Below are 21201 nucleotides of genomic sequence, written 5' to 3' on the forward strand. Positions count from 1 at the left end.
AGGATATCATGCCAAGAGAATACGATTTAAAAAATACTCGGAACTTTGGAATTATGGCGCATATTGATGCTGGTAAAACCACTACGACTGAACGTATTTTATTCCATACTGGAAAAATTCACAAAATTGGGGAAACTCATGAAGGTGAATCACAAATGGACTGAATGGTTCAAGAACAAGAACGTGGAATTACCATTACTTCAGCCGCTACCACGGCTTTCTGAAAAGATAATCGTTTCAATATCATCGATACTCCAGGACACGTAGACTTCACTATTGAAGTTGAACGTTCATTACGAGTATTGGATGGAGCGATTGCCGTTTTAGATGGCCAATCAGGAGTTGAACCACAAACTGAAACGGTTTGACGTCAAGCAACTACTTACCAAGTACCAAGAATTGTTTTCGTTAACAAAATGGATAAAACTGGAGCGGACTTTGAATATTCGGTTCGCACCATTGGAGACCGTTTAGGAGCAAAAGCTGTTCCAATCCAATTACCAATTGGAGCCGAAGAAAACTTTAGTGGAATCATCGACCTTGTGGAAATGAAAGCTTACCATTATGATGGCAAAGCTGATGAAATTGCTCAAGAAATTGAAATTCCAAGCGAAATGAAAGCTCACGCTCAAGAACTTCGTGACCAACTTGTTGAAGCAGCCGTCGAATACGACGAAGAGCTAATGATGAAATTCTTGGATGGTGCCGAAATCACTATTCCTGAATTAAAACTAGCAATTCGTAAAGGAGTTATGAGTGCTGACTTCTTCCCTGTTTTAGCAGGATCAGCATTTAAGAACAAAGGAGTTAAATTATTGCTTGATGCCGTAATTGATTACCTTCCTTCACCAATTGATGTGCCTTCAATCCGTGGTCATTTAGAAGATGGCACTGAAGTTGAACGTCATTCAGCCGATAATGAACCATTTTCAGCCCTTGCCTTCAAGGTAATGACTGATCCCTTTGTAGGAAAATTAACTTTCTTTAGAGTTTATTCAGGAGTTCTGGAAAAAGGAGCTTATGTCTTAAACACCACTAAAGGCCACAAAGAAAGAATTGGGCGTCTTTTACAAATGCATGCCAATACTCGTACCGAAATCGATAAAGTTTATGCTGGAGATATCGCTGCTGCTGTTGGATTCAAAGATACCACTACTGGTGACACTTTATCTGATGAAAAAAACCAAGTTATTTTGGAATCAATGGTCTTCCCGGACCCTGTTATCCAATTAGCTCTAGAACCAAAAACCAAAGCTGACCAAGAAAAAATGGGTCTTGCTTTACAAAAACTTCGTGATGAAGACCCAACTTTCAGAACTTATACAGATACTGAAACCGGCCAAACCATCATTGCTGGAATGGGAGAACTTCACTTAGATATCATTGTTGACCGTCTAAAACGTGAATTCAATGTTGCAACTAATGTTGGAACTCCTCAAGTTTCATACCGTGAAACAATTAAATTACCAGCAAGCGCCGAAGGAAAATACATCAAACAATCTGGTGGTCGTGGATCATATGGTCACGTTGTTATTGACTTTGAACCAAACCTTGATAAAGGTTTCGAATGAGTTGATAAGATTACCGGAGGACGTGTTTCTAAAGAATACATCAAAGCTGCTCAATCAGGCCTAGAAGATGCTTTAAAACATGGACCGATTGCTGGTTACCCAATGATGGATGTTAAAGCAACTATCGTGGATGGGTCAATGCATGATGTCGATTCAAATGAACTAGCTTACAAAATTGCTGCTTCGCTTGCTTTGAAAAAAGCTGCTCAATCAGCCAAACCAGTTCTTTTAGAACCAATCATGAACGTGGAAGTAACTGTTCCAGATGAATACTACGGGGATGTTATGGGAAACCTTTCATCAAAACGTGGTCTAATCGAAGGATCAGAACAACGCGGTAATGCTCAAGCAATCAAATCAAAAGTACCACTTCGTGAAATGTTTGGTTATGCAACCGAACTTCGTTCTTTCACTCAAGGACGTGGAACTTACACAATGATTTTTAGTCACTATTCTGAAGCACCACGAAGTGTAGCTGATGAAGTGATTAAACAATCAGGAAAAAATAATTAATAATTTATTAAGAAATTACCTTAAAAGCCCGCCCAAGGGCGGGGAGCAAGATAGTAAATTTATTTAATATCGCTTATAATATATAGAAAATAAAGGAGAAATGTAAAATGGCAAAAGAAACATTTGACCGTAGTTTACCCCACGTTAACGTTGGGACTATCGGTCACGTTGACCATGGTAAAACTACCTTGACTGCTGCAATTACTAAAGTTTTAGCAGCTAAAGGGGGAGCCGAATTCAAAGATTACGCAAACATTGATAACGCTCCTGAAGAACGTGAACGTGGAATTACTATTAATACTTCACACGTTGAATACAAAACTGGAAACCGTCACTACGCTCACGTTGACTGTCCAGGTCATGCCGATTATGTTAAAAACATGATCACTGGGGCAGCCCAAATGGATGGAGCAATCTTAGTTGTTGCTGCAACTGATGGACCAATGCCTCAAACTCGTGAACACATCCTATTGGCTCGCCAAGTTGGAGTACCAAAAATTGTTGTGTTCCTAAACAAATGTGACATGGTTGAGGATGAAGAATTAATCGACCTTGTTGAAATGGAAGTTCGTGACTTATTAACTGAATATGGATTTGATGGAGAAAATGCTCCAGTAATCCGTGGTTCAGCTTTAGGAGCATTGAACGGGGAAGAAAAATGAACTAACGCCGTTGACGAATTAATGACTTCAGTTGATGATTACATCCCAACTCCAGAACGTGATGCTGACAAACCATTCCTAATGCCAGTTGAAGATGTTTTCACTATTACTGGACGTGGAACTGTGGCAACTGGACGTGTTGAACGTGGTCGTGTTAAAGTCAATGAAGAAGTTGAAATCATCGGACTTGTTAAAAACCCAACCAAAACTGTTGTTACTGGACTAGAAATGTTCCGTAAATTATTAGACTTTGCAGAAGCAGGGGATAATGTTGGAGCATTACTACGTGGAGTAAGTCGTGAAACAATCGAACGTGGACAAGTTATTGCAAAACCAGGAACTATCCACCCACACACTAAATTAAAAGCTTCAGTTTATGCTTTAACTCAAGAAGAAGGGGGACGTCACAAACCATTCTTTAAAAAATACCGTCCTCAATTCTACTTCCGTACTACTGACGTAACTGGTGAAGTTGATTTACCAGCAGGAGTAGATATGGTGATGCCTGGAGATAACGTGGAATTATCAATCGAATTGATTAAACCAGTCGCTATTGAAAAGGGAACAAAATTCTCAATCCGTGAAGGTGGACGTACCATCGGAGCCGGAACTGTTATCGAAATCGAAAACTAATTTTTGTTAAAAATTCATTTTTTAAAAACCACTTATTCAAAATAAGTGGTTTTTTTATTTGCAAAGATATCATAAATTTACATTCCGTGTAAAAAATGCCATAAATTTTAAATCTATGGCATTTATTTTTAATAATGCTAATATTTTGGTGTTCGAACACAAAAGGAGTTAATTATGTATAAACTTTTATTAAAAAGTTTAGCAATCATGACTACTAGCGTAGGATCCGTCCCTCTTACACCTACTGTTTTATCTATCCAAAATAGTCAAGGTAATGACGCAAGAGCAATTAGCCCATTGGCACACGATAAAGAACTAGAACTTATTAGAAAAATTAAGACCTATAAGGACTTGATTAACAATAAAATTTTAACAAACCCTTCAATTGTTTCTTTGATTGAAGCTGAATTAAAAGGGCTTGGTAATGAAACAGAAATGGTCAACCAGTTTTTTGATCTATTTAAAACTTATCATTCACCAATTTCTTATCTCTTTGCCGAAATCAGCAAGGAATGGTATAAACCATCAGATGGCGATATTAAAGAATCGATGGCCCGAGTAGCTAAACAAATAGGTGAAGATGGTACACCAGGCCAAACCACCGGTCGTTGAAATGGCCATTTATGGGCTCGGGCTCAGGGAAATAAGTGAACTTGAAATAATTTTTATACTTATAGTGGAGGAATTCATTTTAATGAAATGATTCACGATTTAACCGGCGCTTATTTGGGAAATATAATTGATGATTGTCTACATCTAGGCGGAGGTGGTCAATGAGGCTTTGAGACTGAAAAGTTTGCCAACCGTCTAGTTGAGGCGGGAAATAATATTTTTGGCAATAAAAAGGCTCAAAAAAACTTAATCCAAGCCTTAATGCCTCTAATTAAAGACCATGTAATGAAGAAAAATGATTTCTCCACCGGATATGAACAATTAATTTGGGCAGAAGGCGAACCTGACCTTGAAAAAGATTTTAATATAAGACTTTTATTTGAACGCCTTGCCCACCTTTTTTCTCAAGACGGCAAAAATGATTTAATTGACATTGTATCCAACTTAGTTACATCACCATTTTTTGAAGATGTCTTAATTGATACCGGTTTTTATGGACAACGTACATTTACAGAAGCCATTGAAATGGCCAATAATGGAATTACCGGAGCTATTATAAAACTTATAACCGATGAACTAAAGCCTAGAAACCTTGCTACGATGATTGTTAATGCCATTGAGCCGGTGATTGCAGAACTTGGGTTAGATAAAACATTGAAGGACCTTAATGGAATCTTCGACACTGCCAACCATGCAAAGATTTTTAAATTTAGAATCAATCTTCCGGAACTAGCTAGCAGCTTTGAATCTTTGGAGAATTGGGATAATTTTGATAGTTGTTTGGAAAATGTAAAAGACTTTATCAACAATAAGAATTCACAAGTCTCTCTAAAAAATCTTTTACAAATGTTAGGAACCCAAGAAGGAGCAGATGATTTTGTAAAAGGCTCGCCTTTAGAAAATCTAAAAAAGAATTTGGATGATGATAATAGTTTGCTTCAATGTTCGTTAACAGTTTTAGAAGCTTATTACTTAATGCTTGATGAATCCTAAAAAACAAGCCTCGAAAATACCAAAAGTATTGTTAACCTAAATGTATGACTATTCAATTGCCAAAAAGTTCAAAGGAGTACTTTTTGGCATAAAACAAATTATTTAAAACTTTAAAGGACCCACTTATGAGTTGGGTCCTTTTAATTGTTAAAATTATACATGGAAAAGGCTTTGACTCAATGAAACTAAAGTTGGTTTTAAAACAATCATTTCGGGATTTCACAAGCAAAAGCATCCTTTATTTAACCTTTACCTTATTCTTGATGCTCGCCATCTCGATTTTTGTTGGGTTAATTTCTTTTGGTTATGGTTTCCAAAACTTATTTAGGCAAACGGTGGGGGCAACAAACCCCAATGCCTCATTGAATTTCAATAGAGCTTATCTGCCTTATTGAATCACCGCCAAGGAAGCCAAAAAAGATACTAATGGGTATTATAAAGCGCAAGAAAGAGATGCCCTTATTACCGAATTTTTGAAAAACCTTTTGCCAATTCCTGATGGGTCAGAATTTCAACGTTTAACCTTAGGAATTGGCCATAGCCGGGGCGATGTAACAAAATTGCACCGCAATGAAATTTTTAATGATGCCTTACTTTATGACTATTTCCAACAAGATAGTGGTTTAGACCAAAATCTTGCTATTTACAATAACCAAGTTCAAAAAATTTATGAAATCTTAGATCATGAATATCAAACAAATAACCTTGTTAGTGCTTATTTTATGGAAAAAGAAGTAAAAGAAAATAAGAATCTTCTTGGTTATCAACGAGCCGTCTTTGATAACGATTTTGTTATTGAAAGTTTGGGAAAGCAACCAATGCGTTGAGAATATTTAAGAGTTAATCCAAAAATTCTTGGTCAAGATTTTTATGAAGAGACACCTTGAACGTTGCATGAAAATAAAGCTTCAACTATTAAATTCTGACAACAAGTAGATTGAACAAAACACCAAAAAGAACGTAAAAATTATAATTTCATTTTTGTCCAACCCGCTTTCCTCCATAGTAAAAAACTAAATATTGGTGATTACGTAACGCTAGAAGTGAAAAATATTGATAAATTTAAAAAATTACCTCCTAATGTAAAAACTCAGGAATTTTTAATTGCCGGAACTGCAACTGACTCGTCAAATTTTTATTATTCAGACAATAAACCAAACTTTATGATTCCATACCAATGGATGGCTAATTTTTATAAAATAAATGGCGTTTCACAAATTCCACCCCCAACCATTAAACGGACTTTGCTGCTTTATTTGAATGAGTTTGGAAACGATTATCAACGAGGACAAGATTATATTTCTAAAGTCTATAATCGCCGGTTTAGAAACCTTGTAAATGTTCGGATTATTATGGAAAGTTCAACATCATGAGTTTCTTCACTACCACGATATGCTTATGACTTTACAGTCCAAATATTTATCACAATCGCCTATGTGGTTGGCTTTTTAGTGCTTTTTTTATTAGGAGTTGTCTTTTATTTCATTACGCAGCAAGTGGTAATGATTCAGCGTCGAATTCTTTTCTTTCTCAAGGCGATGGGAGTTTATGATAGTGGTCTTTCTTTTATCACTACTGCTGCTTTATTTGTGCCGATTTTGCTTGGTTTGATTGCTGGTTTTTTTGGGGCTTTACTAGTTCAAAAAACAATGTACTCTGTGGCTTTACTTGATACTGCTTTTTATATGCCCTATTTTAGTTTTAATTATGAATTTTTCCTTTTCCTTTTTGGTTTAAGTTTAGTAATTTGGCTTTTATTCTTTTTAATTAACACTATTTTGATTAAATCAAGTCGCTTTCGCATGGCCCAACAAATTAATGTTCACAAAACAGCAACATTATTCCAAAAGTTAAAATTTAAATTAACTAAAAACGCTTCTTCAAAATTTCGAATTGGCTTCTCATTTGCCTTTAAGAATATTTATAAAAATTTTATTGTTTTTATAACTTTAAGTTTAAGTTTTGGCGTCATTCTTTATGCGGTGCAGTTTAAAGTGTCAATGTCCACCTTGTCAAGATCGTATGAAAGTTGAAATAAGCCTTATAAATCAGTTAACTATATGACTAACCTGCCGCTCTTTTCACAAGAACCAGCGGCTGATAACTATCTATTGAGTTACGAAACTTTTATTCCTAAATCAATGACTAATAGTCAATCAGACTTAAACCCAAAAGCAGTAAAACCATCTATTAAAACTCAAGTAAACGAACGATTAGAAGCAATTGATTTAACTACAAAGGAACTTATGGGTCCTAGTTGGCAAATTAATACTGATGCTGATCTGCAAAACTTAATTAGCACTTACTTTACCTCTTTATCTGACCCTAATAGTGATTTTCGTTTTCAAAATTATTATCTAACTAAAGATTTTACGAGTCATCATTTGGCTGAAATTACAGATCCAAAAGATGGTCCTGAGAAAAAGGAAGCTTTAATTCAGGAAATCTTGAATTGGATTGAAAAATTTAGTGGGGAGAAACCGTCGCGTGGGACGGAACAAATGATTAATAATTTAGTGGATGGTACTTTGCAAAAATACATTGAGCTAAACCAAAATTTTGGTTATTATGATGGTTTCAACATCTATTTTGGGCAACTTCCTCTTAATTATGATTCCCGAAGTGTTTTAAGTATTAAGGCTCATTATCCAAACAAGAATAAAAATTTGACAATGCTTGCTTATGAAGATGGTGATAAAGATACCCAGAAACATTTTAATTTTCGAGATTTAAATGAAGAGGACTTTTTTGTCAAGGGTAATTGGCATGGCGAGGAAGCGGTTTTTCTAAGAGTAAATGTCTCGTCACGATTAGCCAATGCTTATAGCCTTAAAACTAATAGCGTTTTACAAATGAATCTTGATGGTTTCAATACGGCGCGAAAAGATGGCTTAGCCTATTTAATTGTGGACAGGGTTGTTAAAGAGGAAACTATCGACTCAATGATTTATACTAGTCAAAATGCTTTAATGAATTATTTTGCTAATCCTGATTATTTACCATTTAGTGACCAGACACTCGCCAGCCTTCCCGATAAAGAAAAACAAAAAGCTGTTTATCAAGGTTTAAAAGCCGAGTTAATGAAAAACCCAAAATTAATTAGTAACACTGTTTTTGACCGCGATAATGATGTTCCATGGGGAATGCAAAATATCACTTTACCTTTTTACAATCAAAATGGTAATAATTTAGGACAACGGGCAGAAGACTTTTATAGTGACTCGTTAAGTTTGACTTATCTGTCGGAGTTAGGAACCAATGTAGTGGTCTTTGATATGGTAAGTAAACGGTTATCAAGTTCAATGTGACAAGTTAACACTATTCTTAACGAATTCGTTATCATTTTGCTTTTCTTGGCCTTGATTTTATCCTTAATCCTAATTACTTTAGTACTCTTGGAAAACCGCCCAGTCATCTTGCTTTTTAAGGCTATTGGTTACCAAAAAGCAGATATAAACTGGTATTTAATTAGTGGCTATTTTGTTGCTTCAATTTTAGCAATGGCCTTAGGGATTTTGATTTCTTTTATCGGCCTCAAAAATACTCAAGGTATCATTGCTGAATATTTAAAAATGAGCTTATATTTTGTTTGAAGTTGGGAATTTATTTTAGTAGCTCTTGGTCTTGCTGGCGGCTTTTGTGCGCTAATTGCCATCTCAGTGGTCGTTTTTACAAATTTCCAAAAACCAAGGGAGGCCTTTATGGTACTCTAATTTTATAGTTATTAAAATATTTTGCATAAAATTAAAGAGTAATGATAAGGCGCTATAAACATGACTTTTAAATTGGTTCTTAAGCAATCACTTCATGATTTTTTTAAAAAGATTTTATTATACGTGAGTTTCACGCTCTTTTTGGTGCTGTCAATTTCAATGTCAGTAGGTTTATTAACATTTAGCGCTAGTTTCACAAATCTTTTTCAGCAAAGTTTTGGGACTGCGCCTAATGCGATGTACAATGTGAATTATCGTTTTTTGCCAGCCTGAGTAAATAAGGAAGAAGTGGAAGATATTCCTGGTTATAAACTTTACCAAGTTCAAGAATCAATAAGTAAAGAAAATGATACCAAGAATAAGGCCTTTCAAACGGGAGACACTTCCCCATTATTAAACTTCATGATCGAAACCTTGGATTTGACAAATGAAGTAGAAAATAATCCAGCAATATTGCAAGATATAAAAGAATTATTGCTCATTGCCGGAACTCTAAATAATCGTGAAATGCATTTGTTACAATTATCCGATTTTATTGGCAATGACCTACTTAGCAACCAATTACACCTTAGCAATGACCAAATCATGTCTAAATTTAATGATGCTAATGAGAATCATAAAATAACTCTCCCAAATTTAATCAACCACTTAGTTCAAAAATACCATACAACTTATTTTTTGGGTGCCTATTTTGCTGAAAAATTTCATGTTGATGATAACCTAGTTTGAGCACAAACAAGTAATAAATTTGAACAAATTGGGTATGATAATGGGCCTCTTAAGTCTTTTTGAACTTATATGACCATTTCTCCTGACTTAATACCGAAGGATGTAGCGCCTAATTTTTATGATGAAACACCCTGGCAACTTCGTACTAACGAAAGTATTAAATTTAAATTACATCAACAAGTAAATTGGCATTCTGATAAATACCGCAATTATTTAAATAATTATAATTTTGTTTATGTGTCGCCGCGTTTCTTGCATGATAATAATTATCGCGTCGGTGATACTTTTAGTTTGACTTTTGCAAAACCAAAACAAACAAAACAAATAAATAAACTCTCCTTCCCAAAAAATGATGATGCCAATGATGATGAACCGAGCCGGCTGAACTTTGAGTTTTTGATTGCGGGGTCTATTACTAATACAGCTAATTTTTATAATTGGTCAGGTCCGATATTTTTATTGCCTCATCAATGAGTAGAAGCAAGTTGGAAGAATAGAACCACCAATTTGGTGCCAAAAACCATCATGGATCTCCAAGCTTGGAATGTCAAAAGTGCTAAAAAAGATTTAATTAAAGCACAAGATTATTTATCAGCAAAAATCTCAATGGATTTAACAAATCTCTCTAATCCAAACAAACCAGTAGCTAGTGAAGTTCGTAAGGCTTATATTGATACGTTGCCAATAAACGCTTTTGCTGTTTCAGAAGCGATTTTTAATTCCTTATCAATAACAGTGGGACTATTAGTCTTAGTTTTACTTTTTATTGTCTTCTTCTTTATTACAAAAGAAATTATTATTATGCAGCGCCAAACCTTAGTTTTTCTTAAGGCTTTAGGGGTAAGCAATAGTGGTTTGTCATTATTAACAACTTTTGCAATGCTAGTACCTTTGCTCATTGGGTTTCTAGGTGGCTTTTTTGGAAGCTTGGCAATGCAACAAATGATTAATGAAATTGCTCTTGAAAGTACCTCGTTATATATTAAATATTTCACTTTTCACTGATCATTTTTTGTTTTCCTAATTGCTGTCCTTATTGTAGTCACTGTGCTTTTCTTTATTATTAATGTCCTCTTTATTCGTAAGAACATTTCCACTTTTGAAAGCCAGGCCTTTATAAGGTCAAAGGGACCTGCCAAACTAATTCGTAATTTTAAGCAAAAAATTTCTGTACGGACTTCACCGAAGTTTCAAATAGGTCTTTCCTTTGCCTTTAAAAATATTGGTAAAAATCTTGTGACTTACTTTTTATTAACCATGTCATTTAGCATTATTTTATATGCTATTCAATTCAAAGCTTCATTTGCTACTTTATCAGGTCTATATGAACGTTGAAATATGCCTTACAAATCTGTTGTAACAATGAATAATGTTCCGGTTTTTGCCCCCTTACCTGATGGTGACGAGGCGAATACGGGTAACAAAAATGGTGATATTGAATATATTAGAAGCTATGACACTTTTGATAACGATTCCTCAACAAAACCACTTGGTATTAATCGCTTAAAAGCAGATTCTGGGGTTCTAGATAACGACGGTTTTGTATCGTTAGATGAAGTTATTAAGGCTTATCGAGAGAAATTGGTTGATGGCACCTTGGATTTCAATTGAAAAAATTATTATTTTACTCAATCTTTTACCAAGATGGTCTTTGATTGATTAAATGCTAATCCGAAGAATATTGATGCCATTGGCGACTATCTAAAAAAGGCTGGTTTTGATGATGATTTTATTTGACAGGCTAAAGACTTAATCACTCATGCGCTTTGAGCTTATAATAGCGTTGAACAAAATTTTAATTATTCCCAAGGTTTTAATATCTACCTTGGCCGAATTTTCTTAAATGGTGGGAAGGGAGCTCCATTTACTCCTCGAAACATTTTGTCAATGACTACTGAGTGAGATGAAAGAAATGTTAACTTTTCATTACAAGCTTATGAAAATAATGACATTGAAACCGCTCGTCACTTTCAATTTAACGAAAAGTGAAAACCAGAAGATTTCATTGTGACTATTCCCAAAGAGAAACCGACCGACGTTTATTTTGACAAAGCTTTAAAAATTAATGTTTCCAAATATGCTCAATCCTTATATAACTTAAAAATAGGCCAAATTTTGACAGTTAACATGCCTGGTTTTAATACTTTAGATATGAAAATGCACCTTATTATCAATGATGTCGTGAAAGAAGACTCAGTGCTTTCAAACATTTATTCGTCGCAAGCAGGACTCTTACAGTATCTTGTCGAAATGGCAGACTATTATAAAAATAATTCAAAGATTGGACCTCTTAATTTAGTCAATATCAACTATGAAAGTGCTTACGAAGCTTATTCAAAATTACGAGACTTGAATGTTTCATTAAGCAATACAGTTTATGATGCTAAATCAACGTTGCCGTGAGGGCTTCGTAATCTGGTCATCCCAGTAGCTCAACATACTGGTGCTCCAAATTCCTTGTTAATGAGAACCAACTTGGCAACCAAAGCCATTGATAATTGGGCACCTGGTACAAGGATAGAGGATTTTTTCAGTCCGCGTTTAAGTAACTACTTTGATAGCCTCAAAAATAATATTATGATTTTTGATCGCGTCACGAAAGCTACGGAAAATAAGGCCAAACCATTTGTGCTCATTTTAAACCGTTTCATTATTATTTTGGCAGCCTTATCCTTTATCATTGCCCTAATTTTAATCACTTTGATTCTTTTGGAAAACCGTCGCGTTATTCTCTTGTTCAAAGCAATGGGATACCGTCTTTCTGAAGTCAATTGATATTTAATTAGTGGTTATTTTGTGGCGGCTATTTTAGCGACAATCACAGCTATTGGGATTTCCTTGGGTATTTTGAATAGTACTAAGAGCGTTATTACTGACTATATCGGCATTAGTGTTTACTTTGTGTGAAGTTGGCAATTTATTTGCTTGGCCTTTTTAATGGCTGCCGTCTTTTGTCTGGCCATATCAATTTCCATCGTTACTTTTACCCATTTACAAAAACCCCGTGATGCCTTTGCAATCCTATAACCATTTTTCGGAATAATGGTAAAATAGAAAAAATAGAAAAATTGAGGAATTAGAGCATGATTACATTAAATCAAAAGCCTGAACTAGTCACTCTTGTTGCCATCCATGATGACAAAGCACCTGCTTTTGTAAGCACACAAGATAAAAAGACCACATTCAGTGATCGTGACCAAAAAATTTATTTAGTTTTAAAAGCTAAAAGTGTTAACCGTCGTCGTCAACTTACCGAAGCTTTGACAACATTTGCTAAAAATAACAAAATGAACATCAATGTTGATGTCGATTCGTTTATTGATATCGCGACTGACTTAAAACCGGAAATTGTTTTCAACATCATTTTTGAAACATTAGATTTCAATAGCACTAGCGCTTACTCACTGAAAACAAGTAAAGAAGCGAAAAAAGAAGCTAAAAGTGTAGTTTACAACTTAATCACTAAAAAAGATTTTCAAGCAGATTTTGAAAAAGAAATGATTAAAACTGAAGCAGTTAATTTAGCTCGTAGTTTGCAAGATACTCCCCCAAATATCGGAGTGGGAACTTATTTTTCAAAATTAATCTTAGATGAAGCTAAAAAAATTCCTGGTATTAAAGCCCATGTTATTGGTAAAGATGAGGCAGAAAAATTAGGAATGGGTTTATTCTTGGGAGTTAATGCTGGGTCACCAGTTGAAGCTCAAGGAGTTGTTTTAGAATATACAACTGATAGCCAATTACCAAAAACCGGTCTGGTTGGTAAAGGAATCACTTTTGATAGTGGTGGTTATAATTTGAAACCTTCAAACTTCATGGAAGGAATGAAATTTGACATGTCGGGGGCCGCTATCATGTTATCAACAGTCTTAGCCTTAGCTAAAGCCAAAGCAAAGGCTAATGTTGTGGCGATTGGAATGTTTACTGATAATCGTATTGGAAAAACTGCCACTTTACCAGAATCAGTGTTAACTTCAATGAATGGACAAACAGTCGAAATTAACAATACTGATGCTGAAGGTCGATTAGTATTAGCTGATGGAATTACTTATGTAATCCGTGAAAAAAAAGCTGATCGTGTAGTTGAAGCCTCAACTTTAACGGGGGCGATTGAAATCGCTTTAGGCCCATGGTTCACTGGTGCCTTTACTACTAATGATGAATTATTTAATGAATTTGAAAAAGTAACCCAAGAAACTGGAGAACACATTTGACGTTTGCCAGTGCTTCCAGAACATTTAGAAAAAATGCAAGAATCAACGATTGCTGATTTAACAAATTCGGAAAAGGGTCGTCAAGCTGGTTCATCCACTGCTGCTGCTTTCTTAAACTCATTTGCCGAAGAAAAACCTTACCTCCATTTAGATATTGCTGCGACTGCCGATAATGGTAAACGTGGTACTGGGGTTATGGTTAAAACTATTTTCGAATGATTAAATAAATAAGCCAATTTAAGACTCTAAAAAATCAAAACCTTATCGAAGGTTTTGATTTTTTTAAATTGCGAGAAAAACCATTTTCGATAGGTTAAAATCAAAGATAATATGCTCGTAAACATACGAAGCATGAAGAAACGAAATTAAGGGGAATTGATATGGAATTGACCACATGAACAATTTATCAAGGTAAAGATTTAAAAAACATTGAAAATAAGGTAATTACACAAGGAGAATTTCCTTTCTTATTATTACGTCCAGACTTAAATAAAGGTAACGAAGTGCTTGGCTTAGCCATTATTGATGATTATGTCGCTTCGGCAGTTATGGACTTAGTTAACCGACCTTTAGGAGCGAAGGAGTTAACCGAAATCTTTAAAGATAAAATGGGCTTGGTTAATACAAAAAATATTCAAGATTACAAATTAAAGGATGAAAATATTTCGCAAAAACCAATCCAGGCGCAAAATATTAAAACTTTGATGGAAACTTATAATATTTTAATCAAAGAAAAACCAATTACTTTTAATACTGAGGATTATGATACTGATCAAAAAGTCAAAGATAAACAAAACGTCTTTTTGGAATTAAACTTTCAAAACATGCCTACTCACCAATTAATTAATGCGATTAATTCAGGAATGACAGATTTCTATAAACGCTTAAATGAGTTGCGTGAGCCAACCTTAACTGAACATGAACGCCAAGAAAAAATGCTGCAAATGAATGGTTTAGAAACCAACCTTATCTTTTTCTTTGAGCAAACTTTAAAACGTATGGACGAAATCATTGCTCAACAAGATAAACGTATCAAAGAACTTGAAGCAACAACTAAACAACCAAACATTCAGGATGAACCTAATAAAAACGAAAATTAATAAGGAGACCAATATAGATGAAGCGATCAGAAGCGGAAGCAAAATATAAATGAGATTTTAGCCACCTTTATCCCCATACCGAAGCTTGAAAAGAAGATTTAGAAAAACTTACTAAAACAATTCCAGCTTTTGAAAACTACAAAGGAAAACTAGACAAAAAGGAAGAATTTTTAGCCTATCTCGATTTTAATCAGCAAGTCGATTTATTGGTGAATAAACTTGCTCAGTTTTTACATTATGGAGATGTCGATACTAGTAACCAAGTTTACCAAGAACTTGAAGGTTTATTAATGACTGAATTTCAAAAAATTAATGTCGCGACAGCTTTTCTAGCTCCTGAAATTAAAACAATTGGTGAAAACCAAGTTCTTAATTGACTTGAGGAAGATGGCAAATACCATAAATATCGCTATGGATTAAAGATGTTTTTCAAAGACGCTCCCCATATTTTAGAAGATCGTGATGAGGAATTACTTTCTAAGGTTAGCCGTTCTCGTGGCCATAGTTCAGGATTATATGATACTTTGGCCTATGCAGATCGCACTGACCAAATGATTGACTACCACGGTGAAAAACGACCTTTGACAACTAGTTTAATGATGGAAATTTCTGAAGATTCTGATCCTGTGAAGGACCAAAAACTTCGTCAAGAAGCCAGCCATTTATTCACTAAAAATTTTAGTGATCATAAACATAGTTTTGCATCTATTTATGAAGGCATCCTTTTGGCTTCAACAGAATCAACAAAACTTCGTAATTACAAAAGTGCATTGGAAGCTAGTTTAATTGGCGATTCAATTCCAACCGAAGTTTACTTTAAACTTTTAGAAGTAGGAAAGAAAAACGTCCACTTATTCAAAAATTATCATCAATTTTTGAAAGATTATTTTAAATTAGATAAGTTTTATCCGACTGATCGCCAATTAAAAATGGTAACTGATTATAACCGCACTTTTAGTGTTGAAGAAGCACAAAGTCTTATTCGTGAAGCACTAAAAGTATTGGGGCCAGAGTATATTGAAAATTTAGCAATTGCTTGAAGTGATCACCATATTGATTATTTTGAAGATACTAATAAACGTGATGGAGCTTATTCAAGTGGAGGAGCTAAGCTAAATCCGATTATCTTAATGAACTGGGATGATAAATTAAACTCTGTCCATACCTTAGCCCATGAGTCTGGCCATTCTGTTCATACTCTATTGGCTGATGCCAACCAACCATATCCACTCAGTGAATACCCCATTGTTTTAGCCGAAGTAGCCTCGACAATTAACGAACACCTTTTATTTGACTATATGTACAAATCGGCCCAAACAAAAGAAGAAAAAATTTATTTACTTCAACAAAGAATTTTTGACTTGCTTTCAACTTTTACTCGTCAAATTCAATTTGCGGCTTTTGAACATGAAGCTCACGAATTGGTCGAAAAGGGACAACCTTTAACCGCGGATATTCTAGCCAAATTATTTAAAAATGTGCAAAACGAATATGGCTATGATGTCTTTGATGAAGTTGACGCTCAAAAATTAGGGTATGGTTGACCAAGGATTTCCCATTTTTTCCATTCGCCTTATTACGTTTACAAATATGCGATTGACCTTGTAGCAAGTTATAAACTTTATCATGATATTAAGGAAGGAAATACAGCCACGACATTAAATTTCTTAAAAGCTGGTGGTCATAAAGAACCATTGGAAATTCTTAAAGATGCTGGTGTTGATTTCACTAAAGAAGAAACTTATCAACCACTGATTGATGGGATTCAAGAGTACTTGGAAGAATTAAAAGCGCTTACAAACGCCTAAATCCAAAACCAAGTTTAAAAAAAGACCCCCGAGGGTCTTTTTTTAAACTAAAATTTCTTAACGACAATTAGGCGAACCATCAATATCAGAGTTTGGTTTGCAATCAAACCCCTCATCTTGTTCTACTTCTGGATTTGTCTCAACTATAATCGTTTCTGTTTCTACTTCAACATCAAGTTCCACAATTTCAGTTTCGCCATTGGTTGGCTTAGGACTTGGCGAACCTTTTTTCTTTTTATCATTTAAGCCTGTGCTTGGTTGTGGTTGGTGACGTACTTTAATAAACAATGGAATTCAAATTATCAATAACGGAATGATTGTAAAAATTAACATTCCAGCCATATAACCGGTATTTCAAAATTGATCGAAGCAAACTTGGTTTCAATCAATTGGACAATTACCATTATTGTTATCATCAATTATATTATTGTCAAAGTTGTAATTAAAGAAACGAACCATAAAGACTAATTCACCACTAAGCATGAATGCAAAAGCACTAACCGTAAGAGCGATAATGGCTAATTGCAATCAAAAATAGGCATCCCATTTATTACGGATGGTGTTGCGAGTGTAGGCAAAAGCAAACATTATTATGCTGCCAATAACTGCTAAGCTCATTAAAACAAAAGCAAGAACCATCAAACTATAACCAGTTTGTAAAAAGGACATTTGGTCCGATTGACTATTATTTTGAATGTAATTATTTATATCGTCTAATGTAAATCAACGCCCACAACTTTCGCGGAAGCCTAAAGCAAAGACTGCCAATAAGAAACTAGCTAGGCAACTAAAACTGACAATTAAATAAGCAAGAGCCCGTTTTTTCATTTTGCCTCCTCTTTTGATTATATCGAGAGTTCAAGACCAAAAGGCCTTTAGGCAAATATAAGACAAAAATTATTCCATTAACCCTGCTTCATAAAGTTTTTTAAAGTGACCGGGGACTTTTTTTAAGTCTTCAAACTTACCTGTTTGAACAATACCAGCCCCATTTGCGCCGAGAACAACAATCAAATCAGCTTTTTTAATAGTTGAAAGTCGATGGGCGATAGTAATAGTAGTTCTACCCTTCATCAATTTTTCCAATTGTTTTTGAATTTCTTTTTCCACAATATTATCTAAAGCCGAAGTGGCTTCATCAAGGATAAGTACTTGAGGATTTTTTAAGAACATTCTCGCAATCACTAAACGTTGCTTTTGGCCTCCTGAAAGCATGAAACCACGTTCACCCAAAATCGTGTCATATCCTTGAGGTCAAGTCATCACTAAATTATGTAAATCAGCTTTTTTACAGGCGGCAATAACCTCTTCCTCAGTTGCCGCAAATCGGCCATATTTAACATTTTCCTTAACGGTTCCAAATAGGATTTGTGGATCTTGTTCAACATAGCCAATATGGTCAAGGTAACTTTGTAAATTAATATCTTGAAGGTTATGATTTTCATTAATCGTTATACTTCCACTTTTTGGATCATAGAAACGCAGTAATAATTTAGCAATTGTTGATTTTCCTGAACCAGTTTCACCGACAAAGGCATAAGATTTTCCTTCCTCAAAAGTAAAGTTAAATTTGGGAAGAATTGTCTTTTCCGGTTTTTCTGGATAAGCGAACTCTAGTTCCTTAAAACTAATTGGTCCATCGATTTTGTCAATTTTAATTCCGGTGCTATAATGAGGATTCAAAATTGGTTTAGAATCAATTACCGTTCATACTCTTTTTGCCGCTACTGCTGCTTGGGCTAAACCGAAAGACACCCCCATTACTTGGAAGAGCGGACCAATCATAATACTTTGAGCAATAAGGAATGCCGAAAATGTATCCTTGAAAAAATCGGGTTTATTCTTAAAAATGAGTCCTGCGCCAACAACAACTGCTACTTGAAGAATAAATATGCCTGCTCACATTGACGTCAACATGAATGACTGAATTCTTCCAATTGGCTTAGCTTTTTTATAGTATTCTTTATGGACCTCATGGAAGCGAGTGGTTTCGTAATCTTCAGTTCCTGTTGCCTTAATCAAACGAATTGTAGCCACTCGATCAGTAACATTCCCATTAATTTCAGTTACTACTTGGCGTACTTTGTCATAACGTTTTTTAGTTAAAGCATAACTTAAAAACATTACTAGCATGATTATTAAAAAGACTCCAATCACTATCAAAGCCAATTGTCAGGCTAAAACTAGCATCATCACAAAAGCAGCTATCATTTCAAAAAATGAGACTCCTAGTTGTAGCGGAATTTGAACAGTTTGATCACCAACAATTTGTGTGTCGGAAATTACCTTAGTTAAAATTTCACCAATTTTTTTATTTGAATAATAAGAAATGTCTTGGCGAACTAATGCTTCCAATGTTTTATTTCTTAAATCAATCTCTACCTTTCGTCCTAAAAGATAGGCCACATAATCGAAGAAATAACACATCGGAGTATAGATTAAAATAATCCCTAGCGCAATGAGAGAAAGTTGCAAGATTGATAGATTTCAATAATTATCAGGATAAGGAGTACCTACAACATGGGTAATATTCGTTGTGATTTGTTGGACAATTAACGGAATAGTGACAGAGCACCCAACAAGCACTATGATAATTAAGAACATGGCCAATGAAAAATGTCATTCTTTTTTCATATAATAGGCAATTGTATAGATTAGGGAACGTTTCTTTTCTTTTTTTGACCTTTCTCCCTCATTGATAATAAGTTTATTATTGGCTGTTAATTCTTTAGTTTTTAAAGACATACTTTCCTTTCTGGAAGACCTAAAGTTATTTTTCAATAAAAAATATCGGTAAACCGATATTTTTATCCTATCTTAGAAAGGAGTCTAAGGTCAAGGACTCCGAGAAATATTAAAAAACCTAAATATTAAAACTGCGATTTCTTAGAACCAATAATGATCCACTTCAGCATGCACTCCCAACAACAAACATTAGCGGCAATTGTCAAGCATAATCCATCGCTTTGATTGGTGGGATAACTATTCTCCACATTGATATTCACATTCCATCATCACCACCATTGACTCATTCAGACACAAAACTTAAGGAATCTTTTTGTAATGAAAGGATGGTAAAGTAACGGAAGTAACTTAACGTCTTACCAAGTTTACCCTCACCGAACAAAGTTTCGCCTTGGCCCAAAATATAAGCCACGATAAACCACAAAGTTAAGCCAATCAATACTGTTCAAACGCTTCAATTATTTGGCAACGAAGCAGCAATAATTCACATTATCCCTAGTCAGAAAAAACCAAAAACAATTAAAGCTAAATCAGAAAGAAGTAAACGACCAACGCCTTTACTAAAATCATAAGTATTAATTCCGTAAAAAATCATTTGTGAAATCACTAAACAGGCACTAATGATTACAAAACCTAATAAAAAGACAAAGATTTTAGTAAAGAAAATCTTATATCTTGAAAGCGGTGTAGTTAATCAAGATGCTAAATAACCCTTGTCAATATCTTTTAATAATGTTGAGGAAATTATTACGAAGCCGTAAATTGTATAAAGTAAGGGCATTCCAAAATGGAAAATAATTACTTTTAGAAAGACAAAAGTTCCTGTTGTAAAGCCGTTACTATCATTTTGATCATAAAACCAATGAGTCAGTAAACCAAAAGCCGCCAAACCAATCGCCAAAATACTAAAGATTAAAACAACAACCCAAGATCTTTTGAATTCTGCCTTAAATAGAGCACCATTAATCATCGAATTTTACCTCATCTCCATAATATTTAAGGAAGTGTTGTTCCAAACTAAATGGTACTTCACGATAACCATCTAAACCAAAGTCCACAATTTTCATTAGGAATTCTTTTGCTTCTTTGGGAGGCACTTTGACTTCTAAAGTTCTCAAACCAGAATCTTTTTTCAAAATTTCAAGATTAGATTTTTCAATGAATCGTTGATAATCATCGAGATTTTTAAATTTGATTTCGTAAACTTTATGAGCATTCATGCGCAACTTTTCTAAACTTATTTCCTCAATCATATGGCCCTTTTTAATAAAGCCAACACGGTCACAATTACTTTCCATTTCGCCAAAAATATGGGAACTAATGAAAACTGTAGTACCGCTATTTTTGCTTCTAGAAACAAGTTGATTAAATTTTTCTTGCATTAATGGATCAAGTCCTGAAGTTGGCTCATCCAAAATCAGCACTTTTGGTTTATGCATAAAACAAGCAATAATAGCTACTTTTTGCTTCATCCCTTTGGACATTTTGCTAATTTTAGCTTTAGGATTTAACTCAAAATAGTTAATCAGTTTTTCAACATAACTCCAATCAACATTTTTCCGAATATTGGCGATTGTTTTTAGATATTGGCCCCCAGTCATATAATTTGGTAAAGTGACTTCTCCAGCCAAATAACCAGTATCCTCCATAATGACATCGGCCTTACTTCAAATATCATGGCCTAAAATAGTACCATGACCTTTGGTTGATTTAATAAAACCAACCATTTGGCGAATTACTGTGGATTTTCCAGCCCCGTTAGGACCAATAAACCCATAGACTTCACCTTTGTTAACAGTTAAATTAACATCAAAACAACCAACATTTTTGGCATATTCCTTTGTTAAATTGGTAAGTTTAATAACTTCCATAATGAGCGCCTCTATTCTTTATTAATTTATAAATTTG

12 protein-coding genes are annotated in these 21201 nt (G+C 34.5%); 8 read left to right on the forward strand and 4 right to left on the reverse strand.

Annotated elements, in window-relative coordinates; translation table 4 throughout:
- Positions 1 to 8 precede the first annotated feature (8 nt).
- The 8 genes from fusA to pepF all read left to right on the forward strand — a co-directional run bounded on the left by fusA (position 9) and on the right by pepF (position 16548).
- Entirely contained in the window at positions 9 to 2084 is a 2076-nt protein-coding gene (gene fusA / locus EFREU_RS00520) for an elongation factor G (RefSeq protein ID WP_100609094.1), read from the forward strand.
- A 107-nt stretch (positions 2085 to 2191) separates the two neighbouring features.
- Positions 2192 to 3379 (forward strand): elongation factor Tu, encoded by a 1188-nt coding sequence (tuf, locus tag EFREU_RS00525; protein WP_100609095.1) that lies wholly within the window; start codon positions 2192 to 2194, stop codon positions 3377 to 3379.
- 174 nt (positions 3380 to 3553) lie between these two features.
- Complete coding sequence (locus tag EFREU_RS00530) at positions 3554 to 4984, forward strand: hypothetical protein (protein ID WP_100609096.1); 1431 nt, start codon at positions 3554 to 3556, stop codon at positions 4982 to 4984.
- 179 nt (positions 4985 to 5163) lie between these two features.
- Entirely contained in the window at positions 5164 to 8697 is a 3534-nt protein-coding gene (locus EFREU_RS00535; protein ID WP_157844556.1) for an ABC transporter permease, read from the forward strand.
- Positions 8698 to 8757: 60 nt separating this feature from the next.
- On the forward strand, positions 8758 to 12453 hold the full coding sequence (locus EFREU_RS00540; RefSeq protein ID WP_100609098.1) for an ABC transporter permease: 3696 nt from the start codon (positions 8758 to 8760) through the stop codon (positions 12451 to 12453).
- Between the two features lie 56 nt (positions 12454 to 12509).
- Positions 12510 to 13871, forward strand: coding sequence for a M17 family metallopeptidase (locus tag EFREU_RS00545; protein WP_100609099.1), 1362 nt, complete (start codon positions 12510 to 12512; stop codon positions 13869 to 13871).
- Positions 13872 to 14020: 149 nt separating this feature from the next.
- Complete coding sequence (locus EFREU_RS00550; RefSeq protein ID WP_100609100.1) at positions 14021 to 14740, forward strand: hypothetical protein; 720 nt, start codon at positions 14021 to 14023, stop codon at positions 14738 to 14740.
- A 17-nt stretch (positions 14741 to 14757) separates the two neighbouring features.
- On the forward strand, positions 14758 to 16548 hold the full coding sequence (gene pepF, locus EFREU_RS00555; RefSeq protein ID WP_100609101.1) for an oligoendopeptidase F: 1791 nt from the start codon (positions 14758 to 14760) through the stop codon (positions 16546 to 16548).
- Between the two features lie 57 nt (positions 16549 to 16605).
- On the opposite strand, the gene EFREU_RS00560 is transcribed toward pepF, so the two are convergent.
- From EFREU_RS00560 to EFREU_RS00575, 4 genes are all read right to left on the reverse strand, one after another.
- Entirely contained in the window at positions 16606 to 17376 is a 771-nt protein-coding gene (locus tag EFREU_RS00560) for a hypothetical protein (protein ID WP_100609102.1), read from the reverse strand.
- Between the two features lie 69 nt (positions 17377 to 17445).
- On the reverse strand, positions 17446 to 19293 hold the full coding sequence (locus tag EFREU_RS00565) for an ABC transporter ATP-binding protein (RefSeq protein WP_232673623.1): 1848 nt from the start codon (positions 19291 to 19293) through the stop codon (positions 17446 to 17448).
- 118 nt (positions 19294 to 19411) lie between these two features.
- Positions 19412 to 20263, reverse strand: coding sequence for a hypothetical protein (locus tag EFREU_RS00570; protein WP_100609103.1), 852 nt, complete (start codon positions 20261 to 20263; stop codon positions 19412 to 19414).
- Positions 20256 to 21164: an ABC transporter ATP-binding protein gene (locus EFREU_RS00575; protein ID WP_100609104.1), complete on the reverse strand. Its 909-nt coding sequence runs from the start codon at positions 21162 to 21164 to the stop codon at positions 20256 to 20258. Before EFREU_RS00575 ends, EFREU_RS00570 begins: the two co-directional genes overlap by 8 nt.
- Positions 21165 to 21201: the final 37 nt, after the last annotated feature.

The organism is Entomoplasma freundtii, from assembly GCF_002804205.1.
GTDB lineage: Bacteria > Bacillota_I > Bacilli_A > Mycoplasmatales > Mycoplasmataceae > Williamsoniiplasma > Williamsoniiplasma freundtii.